5 protein-coding genes and 1 pseudogene are annotated in these 5,370 nt (G+C 53.8%); 5 read left to right on the top strand and 1 reads right to left on the bottom strand.

Annotated features, from left to right (window positions below):
* Window positions 1-226: pseudogene (locus tag FDW95_RS23700) on the top strand (alcohol dehydrogenase); the annotation flags it as partial.
* 31 nt (window positions 227-257) lie between these two features.
* On the opposite strand, the gene idnK reads toward FDW95_RS23700, so the two are convergent.
* Window positions 258-779 (bottom strand): gluconokinase, encoded by a 522-nt coding sequence (gene idnK, locus FDW95_RS09895; protein ID WP_096758483.1) that lies wholly within the window; start codon window positions 777-779, stop codon window positions 258-260.
* Window positions 780-996: 217 nt separating this feature from the next.
* Here idnK and idnD point away from each other — a divergent pair, with 217 nt between their 5' ends.
* From idnD to FDW95_RS09875, 4 genes are all read left to right on the top strand, one after another.
* Entirely contained in the window at window positions 997-2,040 is a 1,044-nt protein-coding gene (gene idnD / locus FDW95_RS09890) for an L-idonate 5-dehydrogenase (RefSeq protein ID WP_115259559.1), read from the top strand.
* 11 nt (window positions 2,041-2,051) lie between these two features.
* A complete protein-coding gene (idnO, locus tag FDW95_RS09885; protein WP_016151510.1) occupies window positions 2,052-2,816 on the top strand; it encodes a gluconate 5-dehydrogenase in 765 nt (254 codons plus the stop codon).
* A 79-nt stretch (window positions 2,817-2,895) separates the two neighbouring features.
* The gene (gene idnT / locus FDW95_RS09880; protein WP_324187049.1) at window positions 2,896-4,218 is read left to right on the top strand and encodes a gnt-II system L-idonate transporter; all 1,323 of its coding nucleotides are present in this window, start codon (window positions 2,896-2,898) and stop codon (window positions 4,216-4,218) included.
* Window positions 4,219-4,269: 51 nt separating this feature from the next.
* Window positions 4,270-5,268, top strand: coding sequence for a LacI family DNA-binding transcriptional regulator (locus FDW95_RS09875; RefSeq protein ID WP_137363486.1), 999 nt, complete (start codon window positions 4,270-4,272; stop codon window positions 5,266-5,268).
* The last annotated feature ends 102 nt before the right edge of the window (window positions 5,269-5,370 follow it).

The raw sequence follows: 5,370 nt of genomic DNA, 5'->3' as shown, positions 1-5,370 counted from the left end.
GAAGCCGCTGCCGGTGCCGGCGTTTACTTTAATTGCCGGCGATCGCAGCGTCTCCGGTTCGGCAACCGGCACGCCGTTCGAACTGCGCAAGCTGATGAAGTTTGCCGGGCGCAGCAAGGTATCGCCAATCACCGAGCAGTACCCGATGTCAAAAATCAATGAAGCTATCCAGCACGTGCGCGACGGCAAAGCCCGTTACCGCGTGGTGCTGAAAGCCGATTTCTGATGCGGTGGCTCAGTCCCATAAGGGGCTGAGCTTATTGCCCATGACGAAATGCGAGTACCGCCTGGCGGCACTGTTCCGTCACATGCTCGATGTCATGGTTCACGTCGATGCGGGCAATATCGCGTTCATCTTCCTGCGGGCACTCCAGCGCGTCGAACTGGCTTTTTAGTAATCCCACCGGCATAAAATGCCCTGCCCGACGCTGCATGCGCGCCAGAATAGTCTCGTAATCGCCATCCAGCCACAAAAAATGCACATTCGGGCTGCCCTGGCGCAATATATCGCGATACTGTTTTTTTAATGACGAGCAGACAATAAATCCGGTTTCATTCTTTTTATACAGGCTGTATGACGCGTCATTTAACCGTTCTAACCACGGCAGCCGGTCTTCATCAGTTAATGGAATACCTTCCGACATTTTATCAATATTTTTGGCGGGATGGAGATCGTCACCATCTATGAATTTAGCGGATAATACGGCGGCAACTTTGCTGCCAATGAGTGATTTACCGCTACCAGAAACGCCCATCAAAATATAACTTTCCCCAGCCATCTAAAAAACTCCAGATTCATATTCCATGGCGCGATATTACGCCTTGCTGATGGGGAAATTCACGCTTTTTCAGTACCACGGAGCAGATTTACAAGGCGCATCACGTTATGCGTAACATTGTAGTGTAACAATTTTCCAGCGTGATCTTCATCACAAATAATAACAATTAAAACCGTTTAAATGCTGCCGAGGTTACTACCTGACCAGTGAGGAATTTATGCAAGTCAAAACCCAATCCTGCGTTGTCGCGGGTAAGAAAGCTGTTGCCATTACCGACCAAAATATTGAATGGAATAATAAAGGAACGTTAGTGCAAATTACCCGCGGGGGAATTTGTGGTTCCGATTTACATTATTATCAGGAAGGCAAAGTCGGTAATTTCACCGTTAAAGCACCAATGATTTTAGGCCATGAAGTTATTGGTAAAGTAGTACACAGTGACTCAAAAGAATTACATGAAGGCCAGTCGGTGGCGATTAACCCGTCGAAGCCCTGCGGCCACTGCAAATACTGTCTGCAGCATGAAGAAAATCAGTGTACGGAAATGCGATTTTTTGGCAGCGCCATGTATTTTCCCCATGTCGACGGCGGCTTTACCCGGTTTAAAACCGTCGATACCGCGCAGTGCATCCCCTACCCGCAGCAGGCCGATGAAAAAGTCATGGCCTTTGCCGAACCGCTGGCGGTAGCAATCCATGCCGCGCATGAAGCGGGCGACCTGCAGGGTAAACGCGTGTTTATCTCCGGCGTTGGGCCAATTGGCTGCCTGATCGTCAGCGCAGTGAAAACGCTCGGCGCAGCAGAAATCGTCTGTGCAGACGTCAGCCCGCGTTCGCTTTCGCTGGCGCAACAGATGGGCGCAGACACGCTGATTAATCCGCAACAAGACTCGCTCGACGCGTGGAAAAAAGAGAAAGGCTATTTTGACGTCAGCTTCGAAGTCTCCGGCCATCCTTCCTCAATCACCACCTGTCTGGAAGTCACCCGCGCGAAAGGCGTGATGGTGCAGGTCGGCATGGGCGGCGCGGTACCAGAGTTCCCGATGATGATGCTGATCGGCAAAGAGATCGCGCTTAAAGGCTCGTTCCGCTTTACCACCGAATTCAATACCGCGGTGTCGTGGCTGGCAAATAACGTTATCGATCCGCTGCCGTTACTCAGCGCCGAATTTCCGTTTACCGACCTTGAACAGGCGCTGATCTTCGCCGGGGATAAAACCCAGGCGGCGAAAGTCCAGCTCGTTTTTGAAGACATAAAATAAGGAATAGCATGATGAACGATCTTTTTTCACTGGATGGCAAAAATATTCTGATCACCGGTTCGGCGCAGGGAATTGGTTATTTACTGGCGACCGGGCTGGGCAAATATGGCGCGCAGATCATCGTCAATGACATTACGCCGGAACGCGCAGAAGCCGCCGTGGCAAAACTGCAGCAGGAAGGGATCCGCGCCGTTGCAGCGCCTTTCAATGTTACGCAGAAACAGGATATCGACGCCGCCATTGACCATATTGAAAAAGATATTGGCCCGATTGATGTGTTGGTGAATAACGCCGGTATTCAGCGCCGTCATCCGTTCACCGAGTTCCCGGAACAGGACTGGAACGACGTGATTGCGGTGAACCAGACGGCAGTATTCCTGGTGTCGCAGGCGGTCACTCGTCGCATGGTGGAACGCCAGGCCGGGAAAGTCATCAACATCTGCTCCATGCAGAGCGAACTGGGCCGCGACACCATCACGCCATATGCCGCCTCAAAAGGGGCGGTAAAAATGCTCACCCGTGGGATGTGCGTTGAGCTGGCGCGCCACAATATCCAGGTGAACGGCATCGCGCCGGGCTACTTCAAAACCGAGATGACCAAAGCGCTGGTCGAAGACGAAGCCTTCACCGCCTGGCTGTGCAAACGGACGCCTGCCGCACGTTGGGGCGATCCGCAGGAGCTAATTGGTGCGGCGGTTTTCCTCTCGTCCAAAGCATCTGATTTTGTTAACGGACACCTGCTGTTTGTCGATGGCGGCATGCTGGTCGCCGTCTGATACAACACCACGCAACATCACGCAGCGCCCTGGCGCTGCATTTTTGGCACACCACTCTACATAATTTATAAGAGAAAAGATTATGCCATTAATTATTATTGCGGCAGGCGTCGCGCTGCTCCTGGTCCTGATGATTGGCTTTAAAGTTAACGGCTTTATTGCTCTGGTCCTGGTAGCGGCGGTCGTCGGTTTTGCCGAAGGGATGGATGCCCAGGCCGTTCTGCACTCAATACAAAATGGGATCGGCGGGACGCTCGGCGGGCTGGCGATGATCCTCGGGTTCGGCGCCATGCTCGGAAAGCTAATCTCCGATACCGGCGCAGCCCAGCGCATCGCCACTACGCTGATTGGTACGTTCGGTAAAAAACGCGTGCAGTGGGCGCTGGTCATTACCGGGCTGGTCGTCGGTCTGGCGATGTTCTTCGAAGTCGGTTTTGTTCTGCTGCTGCCGCTGGTGTTTACGGTGGTGGCCTCATCCGGACTGCCGCTGCTGTACGTCGGCGTGCCGATGGTGGCGGCGCTGTCCGTGACCCACTGTTTTCTGCCGCCTCATCCGGGACCAACGGCGATTGCCACGATCTTCGAGGCCAACCTTGGCACCACGCTGCTGTACGGCTTTATCATTACTATCCCGACGGTGATTGTCGCCGGGCCGCTGTTCTCCAAGCTGCTGACCCGCTTTGAGAAAGCGCCGCCGGAAGGCTTATTTAACCCTCACTTGTTCACCGAAGAAGAGATGCCGTCGTTCTGGAACAGTATCTTTGCCGCGGTTATCCCGGTCATACTGATGGCGGTCGCCGCAGTGTGCGAAATTACGCTACCGAAGACCAACAGCGTGCGGGTGTTCTTTGAGTTTATCGGTAACCCTGCTGTCGCCTTGTTTATTGCCATCGTCCTCGCCATTTTCACCCTTGGCCGTCGTAACGGACGTACGATCGAGCAAATAATGGATATCATTGGCGACTCTATCGGCGCCATCGCCATGATTGTGTTTATCATCGCCGGCGGTGGGGCGTTTAAGCAGGTGTTGGTCGACAGCGGCGTGGGCCAGTATATTTCGCACCTGATGACCGGTACCTCACTCTCTCCGCTGTTGATGTGCTGGACGGTCGCGGCGTTGCTGCGCATCGCGCTCGGTTCAGCCACCGTGGCGGCGATTACTACCGCGGGCGTGGTGCTGCCGATTATTAACGTCACCCATGCCGATCCGGCGCTGATGGTGCTGGCAACCGGTGCGGGCAGCGTGATTGCTTCCCACGTTAACGATCCGGGATTCTGGCTGTTTAAAGGCTATTTTAATCTCAGCGTCGGCGAAACGTTGCGCACCTGGACAGTCATGGAAACGTTGATTTCCATTATGGGACTCCTTGGGGTTCTGGCGCTTAACGCCATTCTGCATTAGTTCGGCATTACCGGGGAGCACAAGCCAGCGCTCCCCGGCTCAGGAGAGAAGATGAGGAACCACAGAATTTCTTTGCAAGATATCGCCACCCTGGCGGGTGTGACCAAAATGACGGTGAGTCGCTACATCCGCTCGCCGAAAAAAGTCGCAAAGGAAACCGGCGAGCGCATCGCGCAGATAATGGAGGAGATTAACTACATCCCCAACCGCGCGCCGGCAATGCTGTTGAACGCGCAAAGCTATACGCTCGGCGTGCTGATCCCCTCGTTTCAAAACCAGCTGTTTGCCGACATTCTGGCGGGGATTGAATCCGTGACCTCGGACCATAACTATCAAACGCTGATCGCCAACTACAATTACGATCGGGAGTCCGAGGAAGAATCGGTTATCAACCTGCTGTCGTACAACATCGACGGCATTATTCTTTCCGAGAAATATCACACTTTACGTACCGTGAAGTTTCTGCGTTCAGCGACTATTCCGGTGGTTGAGCTGATGGATATCCAGGGCGATCGTCTGGATATGGAGGTGGGATTCGATAACCGCCAGGCGGCGTTTGATATGGTCAGCACCATGCTGGATAAACGCCCGCGCCACAAAATCCTGTATCTGGGTTCGAAAGACGACGTCCGTGACGAGCAGCGCTATCGCGGCTATTGCGATGCCATGACTCGCCAGGGTCTGGAACCACTGCGCGTGAATCCGCGCGCCATCTCCTCCATCCATCTCGGTACCCAGATGATGCGTGACGCGCTGGCTGCGCACCCGGATGTAGACGGCGTGTTCTGTACCAACGACGATATTGCGATGGGCGCGCTGCTGCTGTGCCGCGAGCGCGATCTGGCTGTGCCGGAGCAGATCTCGATTGCCGGATTCCACGGGCTGGAAATGGGCAGGCAGATGATCCCAAGCCTCGCGAGCGTGATCACCCCACGTTTCGACATTGGTCGCATGGCGGCGCAGATGTTGCTCAGTAAAATCAAGAACAACGACCATAACCACAACACCGTAGATTTGGGATATCAGATTTATCACGGCAATACGCTTTAAGTCATTTTCTCTCCCCTGCGCATATTCTCTTTCATCGACATTGCCTATACTCCAGGCAGGATAAATGGAGGAAATCTCAATGAGCGCACCCCTGTTAATTGC

The organism is Citrobacter sp. wls718 (genome assembly GCF_005280945.1).
In the GTDB taxonomy this organism is placed as follows: Bacteria; Pseudomonadota; Gammaproteobacteria; order Enterobacterales; family Enterobacteriaceae; genus Citrobacter; species Citrobacter gillenii.
The sequence above is the reverse complement of the archived record's forward strand: the minus strand, read 5'-3'. Positions and strand labels throughout refer to the sequence as shown.

Bases quoted from the DNA above. Each gene is read 5' to 3' on its own strand.
- idnD (WP_115259559.1), top strand. From the start codon at position 997: ATGCAAGTCAAAACCCAATCCTGCGTTGTCGCGGGTAAGAAAGCTGTT.
- idnO (WP_016151510.1), top strand. From the start codon at position 2,052: ATGAACGATCTTTTTTCACTGGATGGCAAAAATATTCTGATCACCGGT.
- FDW95_RS09875 (WP_137363486.1), top strand. From the start codon at position 4,270: ATGAGGAACCACAGAATTTCTTTGCAAGATATCGCCACCCTGGCGGGT.
- idnK (WP_096758483.1), bottom strand. From the start codon at position 779: ATGGCTGGGGAAAGTTATATTTTGATGGGCGTTTCTGGTAGCGGTAAA.